This window comes from Microbacterium sp. SL62, from assembly GCF_026672635.1.
Taxonomy (GTDB): Bacteria; Actinomycetota; Actinomycetes; order Actinomycetales; family Microbacteriaceae; genus Microbacterium; species Microbacterium testaceum_A.
This window is the reverse complement of record NZ_JAPPRM010000002.1, coordinates 63,079-89,119: the sequence shown is the minus strand read 5'-3', so window position 1 is coordinate 89,119 and position 26,041 is coordinate 63,079. Positions and strand designations below refer to the sequence as shown.

At 65.7% G+C, this 26,041-nt stretch carries 15 protein-coding genes; 1 reads left to right on the top strand and 14 read right to left on the bottom strand.

Annotated elements, in window-relative coordinates:
- Positions 1–99 precede the first annotated feature (99 nt).
- From OVA26_RS16340 to OVA26_RS16320, 5 genes are all read right to left on the bottom strand, one after another.
- Positions 100–5,682, bottom strand: coding sequence for a hypothetical protein (locus OVA26_RS16340; protein WP_268105061.1), 5,583 nt, complete (start codon positions 5,680–5,682; stop codon positions 100–102).
- 124 nt (positions 5,683–5,806) lie between these two features.
- A complete protein-coding gene (locus OVA26_RS16335; protein WP_268105060.1) occupies positions 5,807–9,811 on the bottom strand; it encodes a type IV secretory system conjugative DNA transfer family protein in 4,005 nt (1,334 codons plus the stop codon).
- Positions 9,812–9,958: 147 nt separating this feature from the next.
- The gene (locus tag OVA26_RS16330; RefSeq protein WP_268105059.1) at positions 9,959–12,136 is read right to left on the bottom strand and encodes a hypothetical protein; all 2,178 of its coding nucleotides are present in this window, start codon (positions 12,134–12,136) and stop codon (positions 9,959–9,961) included.
- Positions 12,137–12,223: 87 nt separating this feature from the next.
- Positions 12,224–13,993 carry an AAA family ATPase gene (locus OVA26_RS16325; RefSeq protein WP_268105058.1) on the bottom strand — a complete coding sequence of 590 codons (1,770 nt, stop codon included), beginning with the start codon at positions 13,991–13,993 and terminating at the stop codon, positions 12,224–12,226.
- Between the two features lie 82 nt (positions 13,994–14,075).
- Entirely contained in the window at positions 14,076–15,101 is a 1,026-nt protein-coding gene (locus OVA26_RS16320; RefSeq protein ID WP_268105057.1) for a hypothetical protein, read from the bottom strand.
- 39 nt (positions 15,102–15,140) lie between these two features.
- Here OVA26_RS16320 and OVA26_RS16315 point away from each other — a divergent pair, with 39 nt between their 5' ends.
- Positions 15,141–15,341, top strand: a complete 201-nt coding sequence (locus OVA26_RS16315) for a hypothetical protein (protein WP_268105056.1) — start codon at positions 15,141–15,143, stop codon at positions 15,339–15,341.
- Positions 15,342–15,742: 401 nt separating this feature from the next.
- On the opposite strand, the gene OVA26_RS16310 is transcribed toward OVA26_RS16315, so the two are convergent.
- The 9 genes from OVA26_RS16310 to OVA26_RS16270 form a co-directional block, all read right to left on the bottom strand.
- The gene (locus tag OVA26_RS16310) at positions 15,743–16,117 is read right to left on the bottom strand and encodes a hypothetical protein (RefSeq protein WP_268105055.1); all 375 of its coding nucleotides are present in this window, start codon (positions 16,115–16,117) and stop codon (positions 15,743–15,745) included.
- A 115-nt stretch (positions 16,118–16,232) separates the two neighbouring features.
- A complete protein-coding gene (locus OVA26_RS16305; RefSeq protein WP_268105054.1) occupies positions 16,233–16,838 on the bottom strand; it encodes a hypothetical protein in 606 nt (201 codons plus the stop codon).
- A gap of 157 nt (positions 16,839–16,995) precedes the next feature.
- The gene (gene mobL / locus OVA26_RS16300; RefSeq protein ID WP_268105053.1) at positions 16,996–19,212 is read right to left on the bottom strand and encodes a relaxase MobL; all 2,217 of its coding nucleotides are present in this window, start codon (positions 19,210–19,212) and stop codon (positions 16,996–16,998) included.
- A gap of 89 nt (positions 19,213–19,301) precedes the next feature.
- Positions 19,302–20,525, bottom strand: a complete 1,224-nt coding sequence (locus OVA26_RS16295) for a hypothetical protein (RefSeq protein WP_268105051.1) — start codon at positions 20,523–20,525, stop codon at positions 19,302–19,304.
- Between the two features lie 17 nt (positions 20,526–20,542).
- The gene (locus OVA26_RS16290) at positions 20,543–20,977 is read right to left on the bottom strand and encodes a hypothetical protein (RefSeq protein ID WP_268105049.1); all 435 of its coding nucleotides are present in this window, start codon (positions 20,975–20,977) and stop codon (positions 20,543–20,545) included.
- Positions 20,978–21,255: 278 nt separating this feature from the next.
- Positions 21,256–21,900, bottom strand: a complete 645-nt coding sequence (locus OVA26_RS16285) for a hypothetical protein (RefSeq protein WP_268105048.1) — start codon at positions 21,898–21,900, stop codon at positions 21,256–21,258.
- A 1-nt stretch (position 21,901) separates the two neighbouring features.
- The gene (locus tag OVA26_RS16280; protein ID WP_268105047.1) at positions 21,902–22,753 is read right to left on the bottom strand and encodes a hypothetical protein; all 852 of its coding nucleotides are present in this window, start codon (positions 22,751–22,753) and stop codon (positions 21,902–21,904) included.
- A 158-nt stretch (positions 22,754–22,911) separates the two neighbouring features.
- Positions 22,912–24,693, bottom strand: coding sequence for a phage tail tip lysozyme (locus tag OVA26_RS16275; protein WP_268105046.1), 1,782 nt, complete (start codon positions 24,691–24,693; stop codon positions 22,912–22,914).
- 41 nt (positions 24,694–24,734) lie between these two features.
- Entirely contained in the window at positions 24,735–26,030 is a 1,296-nt protein-coding gene (locus tag OVA26_RS16270) for a hypothetical protein (protein WP_268105045.1), read from the bottom strand.
- Positions 26,031–26,041: the final 11 nt, after the last annotated feature.

Genomic DNA, 26,041 nt, shown 5'->3' with positions numbered 1-26,041 from the left:
TTTCGTGCGGAAAACGACGTACGATCCCAACCGTGGATTTCCTGCCACGACAAAAGAACCCCACCCCTTGCCCGGGGTGGGGTTCTTTCATTCACGCCGTCAGAGCTGGTAACTCTCCGCCGCAGTTTCCTCGATGGTCTGCTCGCTCAGCTCGGGACGCAGCTTCGGTCGCGGGGCACGGACGGTGGTGGCCACCGGGGACATGCGACCAGCGCCCCGGGCGCGGGCCCGGGAGTCGTGCTCGGCGAGCACATCGCGGTTGACCAGCGGCTTCACCGTCGGCACCTCGACCTCGAACCCTGCCTCGGTTGCCTTCTCCCACTCGGCGATCGCACGCTGGTTTGCGCGGATCGCGTAGGGAGCGAAGTGACCGTTCTCCGATCCGGCGAAGATGTTCTCGCGCTTCTCTGCGGCCGCCAGGACGTCGGTGAAGGTGCCGCCGTAGGCCAGGCGGTCCATCGTGGATCCCGCGACGTCGAACGCCGCCGACTCGGTGTCCTCGATGTCGATGATCCGACCGTCAGGTCCGGTGAGCGCCGCCGTCACCTTTTCGACGTTCTCCGCGTTCACCGAGACGTTCAGTCCGTCCTTCGCGGTGTACAGCTCGACGAACTGCGTCTTCCACGTCTCGGCGTCCGCCTGGACCTCTTTGCCATTGTTGTCGCGCACGACGGCCCACTCGCGACCACCGTCCTCGCTGGTGACCACCTCGAGCTTGCGACCCTTCCACAGTGCGCGTGCGGGCCCCATCAGCATGTTGTACTTCTGGCGAGCCTCCTCCGGGTCGTGCTTGGCCTGCAGGACGGACTGCGTCACCGGGTAGGTGAGCTCGAGCACCGCCTTCAGCTCCACGTTTCGCAGCGCCTTCACGCCGCGCTGCGAGAACGCGCCGGCGATACCGGTGCCGTGGGACTTCACGGCGGTCGCCATCATGACGCCCTCGTCCTCTTCCCGGGTGTGCTGGGTGTCGCCGAGGTCCGCCATCGTGTCGGGGTCGACCCCGAGGTGGCGGCAGTAGTCTCCGATCTTCGACATCGACCCCTTGGCGCCGGTGTCGATGCACGCCTCGATCACGCTCTTCACGTGATCACCGGCGTCCCCGAAGCGCAGCGTGGCATCGCCGAACTGGCTCTGCATCGCTTCTCGGTAGTACTCCGACAGGTCGCCGACCAGCGCGTGACGCTGCTCCCACGCGGCGAAGTTGTCGATCTCGCCCTCGTCGAGGTCGACCTGGATGTCGTTCGCGCGGGTGCGCGCCCGCACGAAGCGACCGGTGAGGGCGGGGTCGACGTGCTGCGACACCTTCACGTCGAGAGAGTCCTGCATCGCGAGGGGGTGGAGGCCGTCGTCGCCGACCTGGCCCAGATCGAGCAGGTTCGCCTCGATCGTCAGCTTCTCCAGTGCCTGCTGGCGCGCGGCGTCGCTGGTCAGGCGCACCACGGCCACCGAGTCGCCGTCGAAGTCGCCGTCGAAGGACTTGTCCATCACAGGGTTGATGGCAACACCGGTGAGTCGCTCGTCGATCTTCACCCGCATGTAACGGACGCCGGCGTCGCGCAGCACCGGGTCGCGCCAGATGAGCGCGTAGTCGTTGTCCTGGAAGCCGAGGGCCTCCGCCATCGCCGGCCCGATTGCGACCTGGTCGATGTCCAGACGAGGGTCGCTCGTCCAGACGGCGGTCGCCGAGTTCGGCAGCCGCGAGGACATCAGGCCCTCCTTGAAGATGTTCCGACGACCCGAGAAGCGCTTCTGCTTCAGGTCCTCGGTGATCGTGTCGAAGGCGGCCTGCGCGCGCCGCGGGCTCTCCGCGATCGTGTCCTCGAGCGCGCTCAGGCGCTGCGGGGTGAGGACCGGCCGGTTCGCTTCCAACTCCGCCTTGGCCGCGCGGTACCGGCAGGCCATTTCGTGCACCGCCAGGTACTGGTTGGTGTAGTCGTGAGCGGTGCTCTGGCCGTCACTGAGATCCTGACCGCTGCGCAGGTGCGAGCTCATGACCGGCAGCTTCCAGGAGGAGTCGCTGGCCGTCGGGATGCGGTTGCCGGTCGGGAATCGCAGCGGGAACGGGATCTCGAGGTCACCACCGCGGTCGCCGATGAGCTTGCCGAAGTCCGCCTTCATCTTGTTGGCGTTCAGGGTGCCCCGGGTCGTGAGAATCAGCTCGGGCATCGGGAACAGTCGGCGCTCCGAGCCCTCAGCCATGTCGTCGTAGCCCACGCGCATCGTGCCGTCCGGTTCGACGTCCAGCCCCATCACCACGAGCATCTCGCGGAAGTTCGCGATCGCGGGATTGTTGGGCCCGTAGAACTCCGCCATCACCTGATCGGCGCCCTGCGACCCCAGCGCCCACGCCAGCTGGCTGGATGCCTTGCGGCCGCGGCCTTCGCGAAGAGCCGCCTCGTCGTAGACGCGTGTTCCGCGTTCGACGTCCTTGTGGGTGACCACGAGGCGCATCTTGCCCATGGTGTCGCGGGTGACGCCCTTGCCCGGCAGCGTCAGGTCGGCGGGCTCCTCCATCAGCTCGCGCGCCGTTCCGCCGTTGAAGCGAGACACCGCCGAGAACGGGCTCATCACGACGTCGAGGTCGCGGTTGGCGGAGAACACCTCGACCGCGGTGGCCATGCTCGTGTCGTCCAGGTCGTAATCCTGGCCGGCCACGGCGTCGGGGTCGACGACGAGAGAGATGACGCCCTTGTTGCCGTGCATGTCGCTGAGCTTGTCGCCGGGAACCAGCGAGCGAAGCCCTCCGTCCGCGCCGCGGATCGCGTGCTTCTCGGCGAAGCTCTTGCTGACCACCATCGGGTCATCAGCCGTCCATCCGCCGAACGTCATCATGGCCACACCGACCGGCTCGGTCACGGCGGCCGCGTTGAGCAGGTTGGACGCCGACATCTGCTGGCGGTCATACGGGTCGTACTTCATCCACTCCGTCTCGGGGAGCTTCATCAGAGGCGTGCGGTCCGCGGGGTCTGCGCTGGGGATGATCTGCCCCGTCTTACCGTCGACGCGCGCGCCGTCGACGAGGTAGCGCGTGATGCCCTGGTAGACGGCTCCGTTGGTCATCACCGGGTCGAAGTAGCCGTCACCCTCCGAGGTCATGATCGCCATGTTCCGCCCGCCCGTGAGGATCCACGGGTCGAAGCGGTTGTCGTTGGCGGGGTCGGCGGCGTGTGATGCGTTCTCCGCCCGCCACGCGGCGTGCACGGTGGAGCCCGAGGCGATCTCGCTGGGGTAGCGGATGCGTCGCGCCTCCGTGGCCAGGATGGCGTCGACGACGTGCTGCTCGAGCCCTTCCTCGGCCGCGCGGGCGATGTAGTCGACGTCGTGGCGCACGTCGTAGAGACGGCGGTACACGCCGTTCAGCGACGTGGGCTCGCCGACCTCGGTGCGCATCACGAGCATGTCGTTGGCCACCTGGTAGTCGATCTGGTCGGCCATGATCTGCTCGTAGCCGCGCAGGAGCGTGCGCTCTTCGACGCTGCGGTCTTCGCCCGCGCGCTGGGAGGCGATGCGCGCCTCGTAGCCGGGGACGAAGAGGTAGTTCTCTCCGCTGGCGAAGCGGGTGACGACTTCACCGTGCTCGCCTCGACCGAAGAGCTGACCGATCTCGCCCTGGACCTTCTCGACGTCGCCGGTGCGGCTCAGGCGCTCCGCTTCCCATCGCGCGATGCCCTGGTGATCGATCGTGACCTGGATCTGGCGGCCACCGTTTCGCTCGATGGCGTATCCGATGGCGGATCCCATCTTCACCACGAAGGGGTCCGGGTGGCTGTTGGGCTCGACGGCCGTGGAGGCATCGAACTGGATCAGGCGGTCTTTGATCGACTGGGCGTTGAAGCTCGAGCCCATCATGTCGTCACCGCTGATGCCGGTCACCCGCAACGCCGCGATGATGTCGGCGTTGTTGCGCCAGGTGCCGAACTCGCTGGTCATGTGCTGAGCCACGCGCACGGGGTCGAAGCGCCGCGTCACCGTGGTGTCGGCGAGCTCCACCTCGTGCTGCTCGAAGGTGCCGAGGAGCTCGTCGACGACGTCGGCCGCGTGATCGCGCACCTTCTGCTCGGGAGAGCCCACGTAGGCCAGTTCACCCACGAGCATGTCGTGGGTGGCGCGCGCGGCGTCGGTGTCGACCTGAAGCTCGCCGATGACGCCGACCTTGGCGAGGTAGTCCTCCTCCGTGGCGCCCGAGCGCAGCAACGTGGTCTGGGCGCCGCGGAGCACCTCCCAGTACGAACGCTGGATCGCGGCGACCTCCGGCTCCCCGCTGAACTCAGGGAACCACTCCCCCAGCTCGGCGGCTTCGGCGTGGTCCGCGTGTTCGGCGATCAGGCGGTCGACCTCGAGGGCTGCTGCGAAGTTCTCGCGAGCGGTGTCGATCGACTCGCGGAGGTACTGCTCACCGCGCTCGGCGTCGACGAAGAACTGCGCCGTGGCGGTGCGGGACTGCGCGGACCGGCGGATGAGCACCTTGGCGCCCGGCTCGGGGATCTGGCCGTCGATGACGAGGTCGCCGTACACGGCCGTCCACATGCGGTCGTTCTTGGCGTAGTAGGAGTCCTGCACCTCGACTGGGACGCGTCGGCCCTGGGTGCGATCCCACTCCGACTCGGGGTGGCTGCGCACCTCGCCGACGAGGCCCTTGCCGTCGGCGCGCGGGACCGGCTGGCCCTGGGCGATGCGCAGAAGCGAGACCGCTTCAGCCGGCGTCGGAACGTAGGGAATCGTCTTCTGCGACCGACCGTCCTTGACGTTCGTGGAGAAGTACGTGGCCACGCCGTCGTCGTACACGCGCCCGACGAAGTGCTCGAGCTCGCGCGGCTCGGTCAGGCGCACGGAGAGCTTCGTGCCGTTGATCTCGGCCTTGATCTGGCCGGGGTTGCGGTCGCGCTTAACCGTGTAGGGGACGCCGCGATCGCGAAGGTCGTCCAGGATGGCGGATGAGCGCTCGAGCGCCTCGGCCGTCATGAACCGGCGCGGGTTGATCTGGCCGTCCTGACCGCGGGCTCCATCGATCACCCAGTCGCGGACGATGCGGTACTCCTGCTCGCTCATGCGACCCATGAGCTCGGTCATGCCGCTAGCGTCGTCGACGCTGTACGCGTCCCCCGCCTCGATCGCCTGACCGTCCTCGTCCAGCATCTGCAGGTGGAGGTCCTGGGTGCGCAGCTCACTGATCTGCGCGGCGCTCCCCCCGGCGAGCTCGGTGACGTCGTGTCCGAGCACGTAGAGCACGCGGGAGCCAGCCTGCTTGACGGTGCTGCGCACGGCCCAGCGAGGGTCGTAGGGCGAGATCGGCAGGCGGGGGCCGGCCTTGCCCGGCTGGGGCTGAATGATCTCGTTGTCGGCCCCGCGACGAGCGAATCCGGCCATGTCGAAGAACGACGCCTGCATCTGCAGGTAGGCGGGCGAGGTGCTGCTGGCGTCGAGGAAGACCCCGGGGTATCCCGGGACGTTCTCGGACATCGTCTTCTCGATCGCGGCGAGCACCGGTGGGATGCCGAGGTCGAGGTCGTTCATCGAGCGGTTCTCCGCGTTCAGCGCCTGCTCGACCTTCGCACGCAGGGAGCGGGCGGCCGAGACCATGATGGTCTTGCCCGTCGCCCCCTGCGTGCGTTCGATCGTCTGCTGGAAGAGATGCTCGTACAGGTATCGACGCATACCTGCGCTTCGAGGGTCCATGGTCATGGGCTTTCCCCTTCGTTCAGGCTGGTCCAGCCAGCCTCGGTGAGTGATCCTCCCAGCGTAGTAGCGGGGGCGGACATTTTCACTCAAAAACGAGAGAAAAACGCATATTTACGGGGTTAACCTTTCACTCGTTCCGATCCCGCATCGCGAGCATCATCGCCCGATCGAATTCGCCGCTGGCGATGCCCGACCAGCTGTCGAGCGACGCCAGGAACTCGTAGAACTCAGGCGTCACGTGGTAGCCGCCGAGCGTGGCGATCTCGTCCTCGGCATAGACCCCCGACGTCTCCTCTTTCGCGGCGCGATTGAGCTGGCGCAGCGCGTCGGATTCATCGAGCGCGTCGATGTAGAGGGTTCCCCCGTCGGAGGACCGCAGCGAGCCTCCCGCGCCGACGCTGAAGTGTGCCGCGTCGCGCTCCATGTAGGCCCGTGCCGCCTTGTAGGCCTCCACGATCTCCCGGTCGAGGGTGTTGCGCAGGGCGGTGCCGTCCGCGCTGACGAGCATCTCGCGGCTGATGTGCGCGCCGGCGTAGCGAAGCTCCTGACGACCGGCGGCCGCGGCTTGGGCGACCTGGGTGGCTTCGATGACTTCGTGATTCACTTCCCAGTCGTCGTGGTCGTAGAAGCCAGCGGGGGCATCGTCGAGGTCGACCTCGTCGGCGATCACGCCGTACTCGTCGGCAATGGTCTCGCGCAGTGACACGTCGACGAGCTGCATCACCTCCTCGCTGTAGACGTCGGGGTCCAGGCGAGCGATGTCGACGTCGGCGTAGTCGTATGCGGCCTGGTAGACCGACTTGCAATCGAGGGCGTTCTCCGCCTGGAGCATGCGCTTGGCCAGCATCTTCTCGAAGTCGGGCTGGTTCAGGCGCACGTCGAACTCGAGCGCCGAGCTCAGCGTCGGGATCGTCTGCAGGGTGTACTCGTGGCCCGGGTGCACGATGGTGTCCTTGAGCAGGCGGTAGGACATCGGCAGGCCCGTCTCGTTGCGGTTCCACACCGGGGAGTCGCCGGCGCGGAAGACCATGCTGTTGCGCTCGGAGATGTAGGCCATGTCGTTGTACGAGATGACGGGCTCTTCCTTCGTCGTCATCGTGTACGAGACCTTGCCCTCGACGTTGAGGCTCTTGACCACGCGCTCGGTGTCCTTCGTCACCGTCTTCGAGTCGCGGTATCCGACGTGGCGGGTGCCGGACATCTTGGACAGGGTGTCGATCATGGAGTCGTCCGTCGACTTCAGGAACACGATGTTCGAGGTGTTCCCCTGCACGATCTTGTCGACCGACTCCCCGTAGACGTCCCGCAGCTGCTGCAGCGTCTGCAGGATGATCGTGAACTGCTGGTCCTGCCCGAGCCCGATTGACAGCATCGTCTCGAAGCCGGAGATTCCGTGGCCCTCGGACTGAAGGTTGCCGAGCTCGTCCAGCATGAACCGCGTCTTGTAGAGCGGTTTCTGGTCCTTCTTCGTCATGTAGGACTTGTCGAAGTTCAGGTCCACGAGCTGCTTGACGAGGATGAGGATGAGCTTGGCGTACTTCATCAGGTGGGGCGGCGTCACCAGGAAGACGGCCTTCGGCTTCTCGCTGTAGCGCACCATCGTGGAGGTGATCGCCATCGCGTCAGCCCACTCCTTCTCGGGCATGCCGAAGGTGATGTTGGTCAGACGCTCCTGGCGGTACGTGGTGTGGCCGGGGGCGTACGTCATCTTCCCGTCGGCATCCGCGCCGTTCTCGCGCAGTTCGACGAGGATGCCGTTCTTGACGATCTTGTCGTTGGAGATCGGGTCGGTGATGTAGTACTTGCCGTTGAGGGAGGTCTGGTACTCCTTCGTGAACCGGAAGTAGAAGGTGCGATTGAGGATGCCGGTCGCCGGGTCCATCACGCGCATGCGCAGGTAGGCGACGTCCGTGGCGAACTTGCCCTTGAAGTAGTAGCGCGCCCAGCCCTCTCGAGACACGATGTCTTCGTGCGCGAAGTCGGCGCCGAGGTCGTCGGTGAATCCGGCATCCGCGAAGGCGTCCCACTTCACCTGCAGGCCGACGAGGTGGTTGCGCTTGAGGAAGTTCATCCCGAACCGCACTCCCATGCGCCGAGGGAAGGACAATCCGCCGAGGTCGGTGTTCTGCGAAGGTGCCCCGGAGGTGAGGGTGGAGATCGTGGGGTCGGTGAAGAACGACATGGCCGTGATCGCGATGCCGTAGACGCTGGCGAGCATCTTCTCCGCGGCGCCCATCGCACGAAGGGCGTTGTCGGCGTTGCTCACCAGTGTGCGCATCGAGTTGCGTGGGAGTCCCGCGGTGGCGTTGAAGAAGAGCGTCAGCATGTCGAGCTCGTCCTTGTCCTCCCAGAGGAACGCCTTCTTCATCGCGACGTCGCGCTCCTCCTCGTACGCGTCCGCATCGAAGTCCTCACCCTGGGGGTCGCCGAACTCACCCTGCTTGGCGCGCGCCTCGAGGGCCTTCAGGGGGTTCTTCACCTTCTTGGCGGTCAGCTGAACGAACAGCTGGTAGCAGTTGTAGAGCGTCACCTTGCCCCACAGGTCGTCCAGGCGCTTCTCGAGCACGGTCGGATCCATGTTGGTGCGGGCAGCGTGCGCGCGCAGCTCACGCTCTTCCTCTAGGTAGTAGTCGATCAGGCCGTAGGCGGCACGCTTGAAGGCGTTGTTGGCGGCGTTCGGCCAGACGGGGTCTTCGCCGCCGTCGAGGGGGAAGAAGACGTCCGCGATGTTCTCGACGTACAGGGCGCACTTCGGAGAGTCGCCCTCGCGCGCGGCATCCGCGGCCATGCCGAGCGGGTTGTAGATGTCCGTCTTCATCGCGTTGATGAGGTTGAACTGCACCACCTGGAAGCCGCGCATCGTGGCGGGCACGTAGTTCTTGACCAGCAGTTCGCCCTTGGGATCGTTGATGACGAGGTTGCTGGGGTTGCGTTCGCGCAGCCACATGTCGATGACGGGCTCGATGTACGTCTGACCCTTTCCGCCTCGGGTGATGGCCAGGACCATCGTGTTCACCGGAGCGGTGTCGACGATGTAGGCGCCCCCGGGCCGCTGCACCTCGTACTCGGGCAGCACCCAGTCGGCGTTGATCATGTCGGCGACGGTCTTGTGCGTGCCGAGCTTGCTGCGGTCGGAGCCGTCGCCGTTGTACGGCACCGTGGTCGCGTCGAACTTGCGACGGAATTTCTTGTCCTTCGGGACGCCGGACGTCTCGAACAGGGCGTCACCGAACTCCTCGTCGATCATCGGTGCGCGCGTCGTGATGACCTGGTCGTTCTCGTCGACGAGGAGCTCGCCTTTGAGGTATTCGATGTCGCCGTCCTCGTCGAGGATGTCACTCTCGGCCCGGACCGACGTGTCGATCTTTTTCAGGCCCTTGTTGGTGAGCATGACATGGCTGATCATCGAGCTGAAGCTCACGGACGAGTGTGCGCCGGCGTCGGGGAACCAGTCGAATTTGCGCACGATCTCGTCGGGAAGAGCGATGTGCTGGTCGCCGGTGTGCTGGTTGATGTCGCTGGTGTCGTTCATCAGGTTCTGCGCGTCGAGGTTGCGCATGAGGATCGAGTGCACGATCCCGAAGACGCCGAAGGAGAGCAGCAGCGTCAGCAGCACCTTCCACCAGGCGAGGTTGCCGAGCTCGCCGACGAAGGGGTTCGTGCCCGACGCCGGCGTCGCACCCGCGACGGGCTCGGTCTCGGGGGTGCCGTGTCGCTCTTCGAGCCACCAGGTGGGCGGGTTGTCGGCAGCTTCGACCATCGTGTCGTAGCAGGGTGCGCCCTCGAGCGGCGTGCCGTCTGCGTCGAGGATCTGGTAGCAGTGGAACACCGTCGAGCCGTCCACCTGCACGAGCTGATAGAACTCACTCGGCGCCTTCGGCCCGTCTCCGGGGCTGATGAACCCCATGAACAAGCCAGCGACGGAGAGGACCAGCCACAGCAGGGCCGCGGTGATCAGCGCCACGATCGTCGCGGCAATCGTGCGACCGGTTTTGGTCTGCAGCGGGTCGATCCGACCACGATCGAGTTGCTGGGTCTCGTAGACGTCCCGGTTGCGAAGCGTCTCGCTGGCCTCCCGGCCTCGGAGCTTGTCCCAGTTCGTTGCCCGCGGGTTCGGGGTCTTCTTCGCCATGTGGTGCTCCCTGCGTCTCCTCGCGCTGGGGCGAGGGTGAGTCTGTGTCGGTGCGAGAACGGGGCGCGCAGCCGCTGTGGCCACGCGCCCCGTCTGCTTTGGCGGTGCGATCGGTGAGATCAGGAAAGGGCCGACCGCACCACCGGTCTAGGGGGCCAGAACGGCAGCCTGGTTGAGGGCGAAGACGAATCCGCAGATGCCGCCGATCGCGACCCCGGATCCACCGAGCACCACGCACATGAGCGCGAAGATGCGGTTCGAGCGCTTGTGGTCCTTGCGCGTGCGCTTCAGCTCCGACTCGACGCTCGATCGGGCCGAACTGAGCTCGGCGATCTTCGCCTCGTACGACTTCTTGATCGAGTCGCTGAGTTCGGCAAGCTGGCGCTGGGATGCCTCGAGCAGGGCCGCGCCGGAGGTCACCCGGTCGCGCTCGAGGTTGAGGCTCGCCTCGTACTCGGCGCGTCGGGATTCGAGCTGCGCGTGACCCTCTTCCCGGACCAGGCGAAGCTGCGTCAGCAGTTCCGCTTCCCGGCCGGCGTGATCCTCGCGCACGCGCGCCAGCTCGGCAGCCTGCTCGCTCTTCAGCACCTCGACGGCGTTGGAGCGGCTCAGCTGGTCTGCCAGCACCATCGCGCGAGCGATGTCTTCCTTGCGATTCTCGTCGAGGAAGGTGGACAGCTTCGCGTTCCACGCCGACAGCAGCAGGCGCTCACGCTCGCGCTGTTCCGCCTGCACCTCGCGGAGGTGCTCGAAGATCCGGTTCGTGCCGAGATCCATGCGGACGCTGGCGTCCTTCCGGCGCATCTCGAGCACGGTGCTCTTGGCGTGGGAGTACTGCTCCTCGTGCTGACGATCCAGGTCGAGGCTCAGGTCCGCGATGTCGCGTTCGAGCTTCGGGCGGTGCTTGTCCTCGTAGTTGGCCCGTGCGTGCGCCGCGGCCTGGTCGGCGCGGGTCTGAGCGGCAGCCTCGAAGTTCGCGACGAGCTCGTTGCGACGGTCGGCCAGCTGCTGGCCGGAGTTGGCGCGGTTGGCGTCGAAGTCGTCACGGGCCCCGGTCAGAAGCGCGGAGTACTGCGACTCCGGGTTCTCCGTCGAGACGAAAGCCATCGTCTTCTCCACGTGCAGGGCCATCGTCTCGACGTACAGCTCGCGCAGCTCGTCGACGTTGCCCTGGTGAAGGTGCGCGAGCTCGGCGTTGGCCTGTCGGCTCAGCTGGGCCATCTGGGTCGTGAGCCAGTCAGACTGCTCGGAGGGTACGTCGAACGCGATCGGTTCGGCCGAGGTGTTGAAGACGCGCTCGAACTCGGCGAGGTCGACAACCAGGTCGAGGTCGTCACTGAGGAAGCGTCGAGCGATCGTGTCGCGAACCTCTTTCTCGTCGACGACCCGCTCGCGATTCTCCACGAGGTACTGCTCGTAGCCGTTGGTGGCGTCGTCGACGGCTTCCGCCTCCGCGGCCGCGTCGTCGTCGCTCCAGGTGAGTTCGACGGCCGGAACACCGCTCTCCGGATCGATGGTGGGAGCTGCGGCGACCTGCGCCTCGAACTGCTCGGCGTCGAAAGGCAGCTCCGGTTCCGCGTCGTCGTCGATCACACCGGTGGCGACGTCGTAGGAGAACTCCTCGAACGAGGGCTCGAGGTCGGGACCGTCCGACGGCTCGACGTCCGACAGCGGGTCGAAGTCCGTCGCGAACGCATCGGCGAGGGGGTCTGCTTCGAGCACGGCGGTGCTCGTCGTCGAGGTGCCGTTCTGCGCCCCCATCGCGGGAGCGCCCGAGACGATGCGGTCGAACTCGGAGGCGTTGCCGCCACCCCACGACCACACCTCGGGAAGCACCTGCTGCAGCGGGGTCTGCCCGGTGGAGATGGCGCGCACCTCAGCGAAGGTGGTCTTGCGATCGTTGATCGAATCGGCCTGCAGTTCGCCGTCTTCGCCGAGGCTGAAGGCGCACCAGTAGTAGGGCGCCTCGGTCAGCAGACGGAACTCGTCGAGGCGGTCGAGGGTCGCTGCGCTCGGGATGATCCCGAGGAAGTTGTCCTGCATCATCGCGGGGGTCGCGACGACTTCGATGCTCCCGGACTTGACGAGCTGGATGAACTGGCCCTTGTCGGCGTCGTTCTTGTTCTTGTCGCTGAGCCCGCCGATGTCGTCGGCCTGCAGCAGCAGACCGATCCACGACTTCCCGTTTGGAAGGGCGAAGGGCTCGTTGCGCTTGAGGGTGTCGACGGCGGCGCCGGAGGTCGTTTCGTTGATGACAGAGGCGACGCCCTGCACCTTCCGTTTGCGACCCGCGACCTTAGCGCTCTTCGTGCTGCGGAATGCCATGGAGAACGTCCTTTCCTGATCTTCTCAGGAACGAGCATAACACGCGGATATCCTCATCTTCGAGGAAAAAACGCGTCCCGGTCTACCCTAGCTGGCCGCGTATACGACGACCTTCGCGTCCGATTTCAGGGTCTTCTTGTCCTGCGATTTGAGGGTGCCATCGATCGCGACCTGCACCTTCGACTCACCCGGGTACGCGTTGACGAAGGCGGCCACGCGGGTCGCCACCTCGTCGGTGAGACGGCTGATCGCCGCGCGCGCGCCGCCGGCATTCGAATCGGTGTCCGCCTTGTCCTCGATCAGGTAGTCCACGACATGCGGGTGAATGAGCAGCCGCGTCCCGTGCTTCGTCAGGACGTCTTGCACGAAGTCGCGCAACTTCGCATTCACCACCAGGCGCTGGGTGTCGCGCGACAGGGGCTGGAATGGCACGATCTGGTCGATGCGACCGAGCAGCTCCGGCGGGAATCGGTTGTCGCCCTGGGTGGACGTGATCGCGCGACGGATCTCCTTCATCTTGTTCTCGAGCTGTTCGCCGGAGCCGGTGTCATCGACGTTGTACTGCGCGATCGTCTCGAAGATCTCCGCACCGGCGTTGGTCGTCAGCACGATGTAGGTGTTCAGGAAGGACACCTGGCGGCCGTTGGCGTCCGAGAGGCGCCCATCGTCGAGCACCTGCAGCAGCATCCGGGTCACCATCGGGGAGGCCTTCTCGACCTCGTCCAGCAGCAGAACGGCGTGGCTGGTGTGCCATACCCGGCTCGTGAGTTCGCGCCGGAACAGATCGAGCGAGTCGTCGCGCGCGTACTCGGTCATGTCGAAACGGATCAAGTGCTCGCGGGCGTCCCCGAACATCAGCTGCGCCAACTGCTTGGTCAGCTCGGACTTGCCGACACCGGTCGAACCGGTGAAGAGGAACGACGACGCCGGCTTGGTCTTGTCGTGGAGGTCTGCGACGCACAGCTGCAGGCGGTTCGCGACTGCGGAGGTCGCCAGGTGCTGACTGAAGACCTTCGTGTCCAGATCCGCCTTGATCTTGGCGGCATCCACGCGGAACGCGACGTTGACACCCATCGACTCGAGCAGGACGTCGGCGAGCAGGGTGCGGTCCATTCTGCGGTCGAATTCGCGGTGCCACCCGACCATCGAGTCGAGCACGCTGATCGATTTGCGCGGCTGCGTCGCCGCGGGAACGTACCGCTCGGTGTACTCGTAAATGAGGTCGTAAACCCGGTCGTCGTAGACCTCGTCGGCCACGCCGTACTTCACCGCCATGCCCTTCAAGATGTTCACCGTGGTGACGCGGTCCGGCGGGTTGACGATGATGCGCTGGAGACGCTCCACGAGCGGCTGATTCGGCTTCACGAAGGAGTCGAACTCCTCCTCGGTGGTCGCCGCGATTAGCCGGATGCCGCGCGCCCCGGAAGCCGCCAGGGCGGGCTTCAGGGCTTCGACGGCGGCCGGACTCAGCTGGACGAGCTGGTGGAACTCGTCCATGAACAGGACGAGCCCGCGCGATTCGGTGACGCTGTATAGCTCGGCCTCGGTGAAGAGCTTGTTTACGGCGCCGGCCATCGCGTCCTTGCTCGGCGCGTTGGCGATCATGTCGGCGAGGTTGACCTCGAGGTACAGGCGGTCCGGGTCCTGTGTCATGACCGCCTGTACGAGAGCGGTCTTCCCGGCGCCGGCGGGGGCGAGGAGGATCGTGTTGCAGAGCTCGGGGCGCCGCATGGCCGCGCGTACCTGCATGATCTCGCGTTCGCGACCGATGATGTCGCGCACCGGGTTCCTGAGGGCCTGGCAGTACGCGCTGAGGGTGGGGTATGCGTCAACATTCAGGTCAGTCGCGGTCAGCATTAAGTCCTCGTTTTTCCTCGTAGACGAGTAAACTCTACCCGTATCTTGGGTGAGGAGTGCTGCTGGCGGGGCGTTGTCGCGACTAGTTGCTCGCGAAGAAGGTCCCGTCGGGTCGATGAATTCCTCCGCCTTCGGTGACGGCTACTGCAGCGATATCCACTACGGCTCCACTCTCGACGACAACGCCGCGGAAGCTGATGCGGCCCTCGTTTAGCACCTTTACGCCCTGTAGGCCCAGCCGCCCTCGACCATCGACAGTTGTGTGAGAGAAATCAACTTCACCGCTGCTTTCGAGCGTCGAATGGTCGATCTCCACGCTGCCCGCTTCGCTGACCACCATTCTTCTGAGATCCAAGAGGCTAGCTGTCTCGATTCTCGAATCGGACAAGTCGACGAAGCCGTTGTCGTAAACCGATGCCTTCCTGATGCGCATGCGCCCTTTATGCGTCACGCGTATCGCTCGAGCGAGGATGTTTCCTGCGTCAGCGATCGTGGAGTTCGAAATATCTACCCTCCCCCCACTAACGAGGAGATGCGTCAAATCCACCGTGGCGCGCCCCACTATCGCCGAAGAACGGAGGTTCATCCTTCCGCGTCCGACGACCAGCGCGTTCGCGAATAGTACGCGCCCTCTGCTGCTCACGGAAATTCCGGCGAGGTCGATATTTCCATCATGGGAAATGCGTGCGTCACGGAAGTCTAGGACTCCACTGTCACTGATCTGGGACCTGATGAGATCCACGGGGAAATCGATGTGCGCTCGAGAGAGATTGATGTGTCGATCGTGCCAGTGAGGAGAGCGCCCCCGCTGCAGGTGATTACGAATGACGGTGAAGCCAGCGTGTTTCACGGCGACCTCTTGGGGGGTTGTGCGCTGCGAGGCGTAGAAATCTTCAGGTTCCGTGTAATACGCTTCTTCCGCATCGAGGGGCAGGAGCATGTCGGCGGACCGCGGTGCGCGTAGGTATCCGGCAATTACCTCGATACATACCTGGACTTCGTCGGCATTTCCGAATGCGTCCCAATCGTCGGCAAGGGCTCCCAAAGCATATAGTGCGGCCTGTCTGTTTACGGCTGCCGAATCGCTGAGTAGCTGCACCGTCGTCACGAATCGTGCACGTAACGCCCGCTCCGTTTCCGTCTTGCGTTGATCCTCGACCTCGTCGATGCGAGCCTGCTCCCGAGCTCGATCGAGCTCAAGGCGCTGGCGATCGCGATCGGCGGCTTCCACTTCCTGGCGATGGCGGGCGAGACTCAGCCCGACCGTGACGACGGCGATGACCCCACCAAGCGCAAGGAGGACGAGATTCCCGGCCGTACCGAGCAGTTTTCCCTGGTCATCTACTGACGACCCCGGTATCCACTCGCCAAGTAACCACCTTGGTGCGTTGAGGACCGTGAAGAACGCCAGGAGGATGTAGAGCCCGGCGCAGATGGCGACGCGCCACCCATAGCCAATTCGCCTCCACCTGTTCACGGGCCACAAGAGCACCACCAACCATTTCGGTCGTGAGGTCTTGTCGCTATCGCCCGTTGGAGTCGTCTCAGAGGTCACAGCCTGATTATCCGGTTCTGACTCGACGAGTGGCCACCAGGCCACCTCTCCTGCGCGCGCGTCCGCTCAAGATCGGGGCCCTGCGGACCGTCGACGGGCGCTCCGCGTCGGGCGCGCGCGAGAAAGGGCCCCACCGTTCAGATGGGACCCTCGTCCTCGACGCGGAACGGCGGTCGGTCGAACCGCTGAGATGCCTACCGCCGCAGCTCGATGTCATCCTTTTCGACAGGCGCCATGACCGGCGTCTCTCCGAGCTCGGGGAACCGGCCGGCCGCCCCCGAGGCGAGCTCGAGATCACGCAGCTCCGGGAAGCGCTCCATCCGCGCGTCGACGTCACCCTGCGTGAAGCCCTCCTCGACCGACTCGGCGAGGCCGATCATCATGCCGACGGTGGAGGCTTCGTCCAGCTGTGATGACCGGACTGGCCCGCTCGATCCCCCCATCGCGGCTGCGTCGACGGCAACGCGGGCTGCGTTCGCCACGCTCCGTGCGTGCGATGCTCCTCGGCGGCGCCCGCCCTGGTCTTCCTTCTCGTGCGACTTGCGATCGCGGTCATATTCGATGGTCATCTCGTCACCTTCGTGTCAGGGGCGGGGCCCCGTGGGATCGCGCATGTTCGCGCCCTCAACGGACGAAGACCCCGCACCGAGGAACGAACCTCTGGTGCGGGGTCTTCGTGGGGTCTTAGCCGAGGGCGGGCTCGTCCGCGGCGGCGACGGGCGCTCCGGCTCCCACGAGAACGGGCTGCTCGACCGACGGGGTGTTGGCCTCCGCCTGAGCGGCCTCGTTGCGGGCTTCCTGAGCCTGCTGCTTGGCGAGCTTGGTGGCGTTCGTGACATCGAACTCGCGCTGGCGGATGGTCTTGCCGGCGGCGTCGGGCTGGACCGAGAACTCGGAGGGGACGAGGGTCTTGGTGTTCGCCACGACGCCCTCGTTGCCGCTGATCAGGTCGGCCTTGACACCGTAGATCTTGCCGACGACGGTGCCGTCCTGCATCGTGAGGTCGGTGACGTTGGCGCCGGCGGCCTCCTTGATGGACGCCATCTGCCCGGCCGAGTAGCGCGCCGAGTTGTTGTAGCCCGACGGGGACTTCTCGTCCTTCTTCGAGACGAGCGCGAGGGTGGCCTGGCCTGCAGCGCGGCGGTCCTCCGGGTGGATCCGGGCGTCGAGGTAGTGCGTGGTGACCTTGCCCTCGCCGTCCTTCGCGACGCGGTTGTCGTACGCGAGGATGACGAGTTCGACACCCTTCATCGAGCCGGGGCCGTAGGTGTCCTTGCGGAAGTTCGCCATGGTGTTCTCTCCTGTGCGTCGGGTCGGCGGCTCCCGCCGGGCCGACCAGTGTGGGTTTAGGTAACGCACCCGAGATGCCCCCTCGAGTGATCTGACTGTAGCATCAAAAATACTCGTACACGTGCAAAAGCGACGAATATGCGCACTCAGAGCCGTGTCAGTCCAGCTGCTCCCGCGGCGTCTGTACCGTGTGGTCGCCGTCGACGCCGAAGACCTGCTGTCTCGTGACGCGGTCGACTTCGGTGTCGAGCTGTTCGGCGAGGTTGGCCGTGATCTGCACGGTGCGGCTGCGACGGGTGATCGCGCGCTGGCGAGCCAGCTCCGCGACGTGGCTCGGCATCCGGGAACCGGGGTCAGCGGTGATCTCGTCTGCCAGCCTCACCATCGCCTGGATGTCCGATGCCGGCAGCTCTGCGATCGCCGCTTCCTGGTCGGTGTCCTCCAGGTAGGAGATGGCACCCTCCAGCGCGACAGCACGCGAACGCGCGGCGGCGGTGAAGGTCGCCAGGGTGCGCTTGCCGACCTCGACGTCTCGCGAGAAGTCGTATCGCATGTGGTGCAGATCGAGCCCCTTCACCTCATCGAAGGCGAACTCGGCGCCGGCGGTGATCGTGGCGGCATCGCGACCGGATGCCGGGTCGGCGAGGACCTCGAGCTGGAGACCCTGGCCCGCCAGTTGGACCCGGAGGTCGTCAACCATCCCTGCGTAAGTAGCGCGCATGCGCTGGACCCGCTCCTCAAGGGCGTCGAGGGACGCCTGGTCGCCCTTCGCCACCAGGCGGCCGCCGGACTGGCCGTAGATCTCGCGGCCGAGCGCCTCGGCATCCGAACCGTTCTTCATCCGGCGCAGGGACTGGTCGCGACGCATCGACTCGAGCGAGATGACTCTCTCGCCGTACTCCGCGACATCCTTCCACCCTCGATACCAGCTGTCGCTGGCGGGGACGAAGTTGAGGAAGCTGCGATACTTCGCCGCCACGCGGGCGTGATACCCCTCTTCCTCGAGGTAGTGCAGGTACACGGCGCGGGATGCCATGGAGGCACGCCCCTCGGCGTCGGCAGCCTCCCAGGCTCGAACCTGCTCGTGGTATTTCTCGCGCTGTTCGACGTGGTGCTCGAGTCGGGTCGCGAATGAACGCATTCGGAAGCCGAAGCCGACCAGGTCGTCGTCGCTGTCCTCCTGGTGTGCCCGTTGGGCGAGTTCTTCGTAGTCCATCCCCATCGCGTCCAGCATCGGGGTGCGCACCCGCAGTGCGTCCTCCGGGAGTTGGCGAAGCAGGGCGTAGACCGCGTTCACGCTTCGCTCCATAATCTTCTCCTCCCCCGTCGTGACCAGCTTCCGCCACTGGTCGACGCTGAGGGATTCAGAAGCGCGGCGGTGATCCGCGTACTCGCGGACTTCGCTCATCGCCTGGGCCATGGGCGAATTGGGCCGCCCGAGCACCTCTCGCACCAACTGGCGAACGATGCGGTTGGGCTTACGCATCGCCTGGTGGTTCGTGCCCGCGCGCCATAGCCGCCGATCTTCGGGGAGGCAGGCGATCAGGAATTGCGGGAGAGCCTCCCGGAGCATCTGCTGGTGCGCCCACCGTTTCACGTAGGTCGTGACGTTGCGGCGCTCGTATCCGACAGCGCTCGAGAGGTGCCGGACGGTCTGCTTCTCATCGAGCCACGCGTCGACGCCGCGGCGCAGGATGCTCTTCGCCCGGGCGCTGATCTTCCCCTTCTGCGTCCCGTCAGCGGCGAGAGAGCCGCGGCCGGCATCGACCATGGCGAGGTGGCAGTGGACATGCTCGGTGTCGACCTGGATCACGGCGACGTAGCGGAGGTCGTCGTAGAGCATCCGCCCCATGCGTCCGAGACCGTGCATGATCGCCAGGCGCATCTTCATCTGATCGATTTGGCCGCGGTAGTCGCCGCGCTTCTCACACACGAAGTCTTCGGGGATGATCTTGTGCTTGCGCAGGTACTCCTGGTCGAACGACAGCACCGTCTTCATGACCGTGTGCCCGCTGTCAAACAGCCCCTGAATATCGCGGCTCGCTGCCTGGAGACGATCGTGGGAGAGGGAGACAGAGTCGTAGCCGAACGCGACGCCGCCCTCTCCGCGGGCCTTGCTCATGCGGCGCTTCAGATCGCCCGGCGAGCGAACGTCGAGGCTCTCGGTCGCGCTCTCGCGCGCGAAATAGCGAAGGATGAGTTCGTCGGTGCGGTGGCGCCGGATCGGGGCGAGAGGCTCGGTCGCCATCTCGCGCGCCATGTAGCGCTCGATGTACTCGCCCGGCGTCCCCCCGCGGGTGCCCTTCTTCTTGCTCCCCGACGGCAGCGGCACGGAGAACTCGTTGACGATGATGACGCTCTGCTTCAGTCCCATGGGCTGTCCCTCAGATCGTGTGTTCGGTGATGAAGCGCGAAGGGGTTCGCCCCGGTGCTATCCCGGTGCGAACCCCTTCGGTCTCGGAGTCAGAGGCTCCGGTGGCTGTCGTCGCCGGCGTCGACGTCGGACGTCGTTGCCAGCTCGGCGCGTACTCGCGCAATGCGCTTTTCCTCGGCCCGCTCGTGCTCGCTGGCCAGCTCGAGCGGCGTGATCAGCGGCTGCAGCTCAGGGGACGGATCGCTCAGGGTGTAGTCGATGAAGCCGTCCGAGGTCAGGGGCACGCTCTCGGAGAAGGACGCCGCGCTGTCGAAGGTCTCGGTCTGTGCCGTGTCGTCGACGAACGCCGCCGAACCATCTCCCGGGTGCTCGCCGTACGCCTGGTCTCCCGAGGAATCCTGCGCCGCGTCATCTCCCTGCACGAGGTCCGACGCACTCGCGGTGAGGTCCTGGTCGGCGAGATGCTCTCCGCTCAACACGTGGTCGACCCCCGGGGCGACCCGCGAGAGATAGATGTCCCAGGCGCTGCTGTGCGAGGGGGCCGGCTCATCTTCGACCTGCTCGACGGCGGGCGCCTCCTGGCCCTCGATCTCGGAGATGAGGCGGGAGAAGATCCCGTCGGGCACCGTCGCGCGAGCGGAGTCGTGATCGAGCGAACGTCCCTCGCCGAGGTCGTCGAAAGCCCGATGCTCTTCGAAGACGACGTCGCTGAAGACGTCCAACGACTCCGCCCCGCGCTGCGGCTCGATGTCGAACGGTTCTGCCGCCTCGCGCTGCGCATCGACCTCCGAACTCACGTCCGCGAAGTACTGGGAGAGCTCGTGGCCACTGGTCGACTCCGTCAGGGCCATCTCGGACTGATCGCGCACCGTCATGAACACCAGCGGCGGCTGATCGAAATCGGCGGGCGGCACGATGAGGAAGTCCGCCTTCGCCGGGAGGGGCCAGGTGATCGCCGTCATCTCCGTCGGAACGGTGAATGCGCTCGAGAAGTAGCCCTTGCTCACCAAGCTCGCCAGCTGGTCCTGGTTAAAGTCGTAGAAGACATCGATCGTCGTCCCACCACCGCGCGTCATCGACAGCTCGGTGACGCCGTACGGCAGGTCCACCGAAGGCTTCACTTCGACGAGCTCGCCTCGAAGGTGGAGGTACGGGCGGTAGTTCTCCCCCACCTCCCCGTGGAGAAGCTCCACGAGCTCCATCTCCACGAATGTCTCGACCGGGACTGCATCGAGGGCGTCGGACTCGATCTGGGCATCGGCTGCGACGCGCGATGCCCAGGGGTCGGTCATTTTGAGTGCTGCGATCTTCATGGGTTGTCCTCGCTGTCTCAGGCGGTCGTGGTGCGGCGGGCTTTGGTGGCGATGCCGGCGGGAATGAGCTTGGTCATGACAGCGTCTTCGCTGCCGTATGCCCAGGTGCGCACACGCCAGATGAGGTCGCGGCGCAGCTGCCAGAGCTTGCGCATTACGACCCAGACCAGGCCGAACAGCAGTGCGAGCAGGAAGAGGGAGGGGGCGATCCACCCCGCGACGACGGTTTCGACGGGCATGTCCATCGTCACGCCCGAGCCATCCTTGATGAAGCCCAACGTGAGCGGGACCACACGGACGGCGGCGAAGAACGCGATCACATAGAAGGCGAAGATGAGTGCGGCGAGGCTCACCGCCTGAACCGACAGCACGATGGCCGCCGTCGCTGCCTTGCTCCGAGGTGCTCGCTTCGAGGGCCCGGTGCCGACGTGACGTTTCGCGCTGGTGTTCATTTCGTTCTCCTCGATGGGGGTAGCAGACTCATTTTCTGCTCATCTACGAACAATTCTAGCGGAAATCGGGGTTCCTGACTTGGGTGTCTGTATGTGCCGTCGTACCGTGGGTGTCGCCGGGATTTCGGGTATCTCGGCAGAACGTCGGGGCGCGTCCTTCACAGGGTGGGTGGTTCCCCCGCGAGGCGGACACCGCCTCCGCGCCTCGACCTCCACCTCCGTGCCGATACCCCTGTTGGTCGAGGGCAAGGGAACGCTCGCGTTCCCGCGGCAGCGCCTCAACGGGTGGTGAGAGGAGCCGCTGTCGCTGCGAATCCCGTGAGGTCGGAAACCTCGCCCGCGGGGTCGACAGAGACGAACACCGTCGCGATGTTGGTGGCGCTTCCGAGCCCATCGCTCGAGGTCGACGTCACGGGGATGAGAGCCATGTACGCGTAGACCGCCCCCTCGACGTTCAGCAGATTGACGCGAGCTGTACCGGAGCGGGAGTTGAGCCCGGCCGCGTCGATGAAGGCGTACTCGTTGCCTTCCGCATCGACGGTGATGGGGGCCGGAGGCAGGAAGGACGCCATGAAGGTGGAGGTCTCCTGGAGGCCGTATGCCCGCATGGTGCTTTCGCGCGCGTCCGAGTATTCGGCGTTGCTGGCCCACGTCATGGAGCGATCGGCGAGGTCTTGGATAACCTTCGTGTCGGCCGCGATCCGATCTGTCCGAGCGCCCAGGTCGGCGACGGTTGCCTCGGCGATCGCCGCATCCGCCACGCGTTCGAGCTCTGCGTTCTCGCCGGCGATCCGCGAGAGCGTCGCGGCGGCCTCCGCACGCTGCGCATTCTGGGAGACGATCGTCACTCCCGAGACGATGCCGACGACGACGAAAACCGCCGCGCCGACGGCGGGGAACATCAGCTTCTTCCACGCGGTCATGTCACTTCCTCGCCTTCTGCGGCTCGGTGGCGCTGTGGTCACCGAGAGTGGTTTTGCCGACCACCAGGTCGACGAAGAGCCGTCGATCCATGTCGTACGTTCCCTGTGCCCAGGCGTACAGGTCGCCGGTGGTGGGGTTCCGGTTCACCCAGGTGGCGACATACGTCCCGGAGTCTGCGGCGGGGTTGATCGCGGCGAGGGTCCATGAGGTCGTGTCGGGGTTGAGCACGGTCACGTCGTCATCGGCGAAGGCCACGAACCAGGGGAAGCGAGGGTCGATGCGCGTCTCCCCCAGGGCGTCCTCGCGATCTGCGGTGTAGGTCTCGGGCGCGAAGTACGGCGCGAGCGCCGACTGATGCTCGAGGGAGGCTTCATAGGCGAGCTGAGGGCCGGCATCGCCTGCCTCTTCGTCGTTGCCCGCGAAGAGAAGGCGCGCATACTGCTGCTGCAGCGAGGCGACCTCCGTCGCGACGTCGCGCACGGATGCGACCTGATCGGCGTAGCCGGACGCGGGATCCGTTCCGGTGGATTTGGCCAGGGCGTTCCGCTCTCCCTCGGCGGCGGCGATCTCTTGCTGCGTGATCAGCTGCTCGGCGGCAAAACTCTGCGAGGCGCTCGTGGTGGCCACGCAGATGACGGCTGCGGCAGCCAGGAAGGTCGCGCCCAGCACTGCCGGAATCGTCGCCCGCACGCGGCCCGCTCGAGCACGATCGTTTGCACGAGCCTCGATGCGCTCGATCACCTGTTCCGGGCGCACGGGATTCTCACGCCGGCGGCGGTTGGACTGCTGGCGTTCGGTGAACCACGCCTCGACGCTCTCGCGTGTGGCGCGATTGCTTTTCTGGTCTGTCATGGTGCCTCTGTTCGATCGTGCGGGGTATTGGTGGCAACGAGATAGCTCGCGTGGTCAATCGCTGATGCTCATGGCATGCACTTAGTGCAAATGAGACATGCGAGTGCAAGATAAAGACGGTTAGTGCAATCTGAGCGCGATTCCGACAACGGCCCGAATTACCCCACCCCGTAGTACTCCCAGTGCCAGGCCTCGAAGGGGCCCGATCCGCCAGGCTCCATGAATTTCGGGTGCACCCACCCGTACTTTCCGGCGTTCGCCTTGAGCCAGGCGTACTCGGGTGAGCCGAAGCCGATGACCGTGTGGTTTTTCTGGCCGATGTCGATGGCCAGGGCCCAGCCGTGGTTCGACGTTCCCGGGATGGCGGCGTTCTGGCACTTGCCGAGGGCGCACCAGTCGCTTCTGGCCTGCACCTGGTTGGCGTAGTCACGGTAGGCGTCGTTCAGGGTGAGGTCGTACCCGAAGTGCGCGCGGAACTCGGCGTTCAGCTTTGTCAGGGCGGCGACCGCGTCCGAGCGAAGGAACAGGGGCCCCTGGTCTGCCCAGGGGATCGGCATAAGCGCGCTCTGCGGGATCTTGCCATTCGAGAATCCGCCCCACGCGCCCGGGGCGGTTCCATCGGCGACCCACTCGGCCGCCGGCTCGACCGGCTTGCAGTTCGAGCGGACTTCTTCCGCCCGGGCCCCGTTGGCGCCGGACACGGTGGTTCCCGCCTGCGCGAGGATCGAGTCGGCCAGAGCCTTATCGGACGTCCAGCCGCCGAACAGGCCCATCCACTTGGTCGCGTACGTGCCACGGCGCGCGGCCATCGCCGCGGTGTCGGCCGACCGTTCCCACGCGTCGTGGAAGTGCGCTGCGGCGGAGGCCGGGGTGCCGTAGGAGGTGGCGATCATGTCTTTGACGACCGCCGCATCCGAGCCCTCTGCAGCAGACAGCATGAAGCCGAGCTGGACCTCGAGGGTCCACCAGTCCTTGCCGAGGGTGTCGGCGTACGCGCGGAGATTCGTGTTGCGGCCAAACGTCCACTGACCTAGTCCGATGCCGTTGTCGGTGTTCGTCGCGGCGCTGCGTTTTTCATCCGACATCCGCTGCGGCGAGGTGAAGTGGTTCTGCACGCTGGTCGGGTCGACGCCAGACTCCGCATCCCAGTTTCCGATGATCCCGGCGATGTTCTCGTTCGGCATCCCCCAGGCGCTGAGCACCGAGTAGATGGTCTGCGCGTTCGCGCGAGTCTGCTGATCGACGGCGCCGTTGGAACCCTCGATCTCGTTCAAGGCGGTCTCGGCCTGTGTCGTGCACGAGGCCAGTGCGACGTCCTTGACACCGAGGTTGTCACCGATCATGGTCACCGCGGTGGTAAGCACGAACACCACGGCCAGGCCGCCGGCGGTGACCGAGGTCACTCCGGCGGCCGCGGCCGAGACAGCCCCGCCCAAGGCGGTGCTGACGGTCGTGCCGATCGCCATGATCGACCCCGCGACCCACTTCCCCGCGCCGAGCAGGAGACCCATCGCGAGGTTCCAGAGGTTCTGCACGAGCGCGAGCAGCGTCGCCATCAAGCCCTTAAGCCAGTTCAGGAACATCATGAGGACGAGCACCTGGCCCGCAACACCCGCAGCGGGGATTGCCGCGCCCACCGCGGCTGCCTTGGCCACGCCGCTACCCGGACCTTGTGTCGCCTCGGGCTCTTCTGCGCGGTCGCTCGCGACGAAGCTCCCGCCGGCGCCGAGAGAGCGATCGTTCTCCGACGGCTTCGCCTTATCGCCCACCGCCGTGTCGCCGGTCTTCGTCGACGCGTCTCCGTCGCGAGAACCCGTAGGAGAGTCTTCTGCCTCGTACGCGGGGGCGCTCGTCGACCTGCGCACGCTGACGGCCTGATCTCCGGTGACGGGTGCGTGCCCCGCGGCACCTCCGGCGCTGGGGCGGGATGTCTCTGTCATTGGCAGGCCTTCCTTCGTCTCAGTCGTCTCGCGCGCGGGGCTCAGTACGTGAAGAGCACGTCGTCGGCGGTGTTGATCGAGGTGCTCGTGCGCACCGTGCGCAGCTCCACCTCGAGGTCGATGAGCTGGGCCAGAGTCTTCGTCTGGTACTCGACCTTGTGCGTGTAGTAGTCCTCCCAGGCCTGCGAGAGGTCGTTTCGGATCTCCATCAGCGGCTGCATCGCCTTGTCGGCGCTGGTGAAGTCCTTCAGCAGTCGACCGTTGGAGAGCGTCCAGTCGAGAGTCGCTGTGCGCAGCGATCCAGATTCGTCCCCCTTGGCCTGCGCTTGCTTGTCGGCGAGGTAGGTGACGTAGGACTGGCCGTCGCCGATGATCTCGTCGAGGTAGCCGGAGGATGCGCGTCCGTCTCGCCACGAGAAATTCCACCCGCGGGGGCTCACCCAGACGGGCTTGAGCTCGAGGGTCGAGGCCGTGTCACCGATCGCCGGGGATCCGTCGACGACGTCGCCTGCAATCTGAGTCGGCGTCTCGGGCAGTTCCAGGGTGACCCCGTCGACGTTCACCCGGCGTGCATCCGACTGGTACTCCACGATGCGCGCCTGGTCGGTCTGCATCTCTGCGAGCTGGTTGTCGAGGGTGACGCGCAGCGCATCCTCCTCCGGCTTCACGACGAGCTCGGAGTAGACCGCCCCCGCGTCGAGGGTTTTACCGGCGAGGGACTCTGTGACCGTTGCCCCGGATGCCCCGGGGTTGAAGTACAGCCGCCACTGGTCGAATTCGGTGAAGCTCGCCTGGCCGGCCAGGTCTTCTCGGACCTTGCGCTTTTCGGAGGGCTGGTAGACCAGCTCGGAGTTCGCGCGCATCGTGAGGTTGAGGATCTGTTGCGGGAATGGGCTGGGGCTCTCGAGGACCGTGGCCATGTAGCCGGTGCTGCCGAAGACGACAATCTGGGCGGAGACATCCCCCTTGAGGGGCTCGGGGGTGAGCTCCTTGTTCGAGCCGGTGAGGAAGGCTCGGTATTTCTCGGCGTTCGAGGACATCAGGCTCGTGCTCTTGAAGTGCATGAGGACCATGGCACGGGTCTTGTCGGGGCTGACGAAGATCCCGGTGACGTCGCCGCCGAGCTGGGTCTTCGAGGTCGTGAAGGCCTTGGTGTAGAGCGTCGTGGTGTCGAGGTCGGCCTGTTGGTTGGCCAGCGACGACGTCGTCGCGCCGCCGAGCAGAAGCCCGAACGAGACGATGATGACGGCGAAGATCACCCCGAAGCGTTCGATCGCGTGATGGGAGTCCAGCCGAAGCGCGGTCGCCAGTCCCTTGGTCTTGTCCTTGATGCTCATGCTCGAACCCT